Below are 568 nucleotides of genomic sequence, written 5' to 3' on the forward strand. Positions count from 1 at the left end.
ATCGGGCCGGTGATGAAACGGTTGGTGGCGGTGATGATGGCGACGCGGTCGCCGGCTTCCAGATGCTGACGTACCAGCGCCTCGCCCTTGGCCAGCACGATCGGCTCGATATGCTCGCGCATGAAGTCCGCGGGCCTCCGATCGGCGTTTCCGGCCGCCCGCTCTCGGGCTGGGTTGATTTGCCCGACGCCCCCGAACCACCCTGCCAATCACGCGGTTCGCGCGCGCTCGCCGCTGGCCCGGCGTGCGGCGAGCGGCTGATCGCCGAGCTGCTGGTGGATGTCGCCGCCTGCCGAAGCAGCGGGTCGGCGCAGCCGGACCACGCGCGCGGCGCCATCGGCGACCAGCCCGATGCCTTGCGAGGCCGCCACCCACGTAGCGTCGACTCACTGATCCGCCGTCGTGTGGAGCTGCGCGTCGTCAAGGGCCAGCGCGAACTGAGCGTCGACGATGCCGTGCTGCGTCTCCTCGCGCTGCGCCAGCGCCAGCTGCTCGCCGCCCTCGCCGCGCGCGGCATAATCGTCCATCCAGGCCGTATCGACCTTCGCCACGGCAGGCGCCGCAGCCG

Annotated in this window: 3 pseudogenes; 1 reads left to right on the forward strand and 2 read right to left on the reverse strand. The window is 71.7% G+C overall.

What is annotated here, in order from left to right:
* Together U8L64_RS00070 and U8L64_RS20095 are read right to left on the reverse strand one after the other, a co-directional pair.
* Positions 1 to 125 (reverse strand): annotated as a pseudogene (locus U8L64_RS00070) (HAD-IB family hydrolase); the annotation flags it as partial.
* A gap of 5 nt (positions 126 to 130) precedes the next feature.
* Positions 131 to 223: pseudogene (locus U8L64_RS20095) on the reverse strand (hypothetical protein); the annotation flags it as partial.
* Between the two features lie 196 nt (positions 224 to 419).
* Here U8L64_RS20095 and U8L64_RS00075 point away from each other — a divergent pair.
* A pseudogene (locus tag U8L64_RS00075) lies at positions 420 to 568 on the forward strand (DUF3482 domain-containing protein); the annotation flags it as partial.

The sequence above is a fragment of the Pseudomonas sp. FIP_A4 genome, from assembly GCF_036701605.1.
Lineage (GTDB): Bacteria > Pseudomonadota > Gammaproteobacteria > Pseudomonadales > Pseudomonadaceae > Stutzerimonas > Stutzerimonas phenolilytica.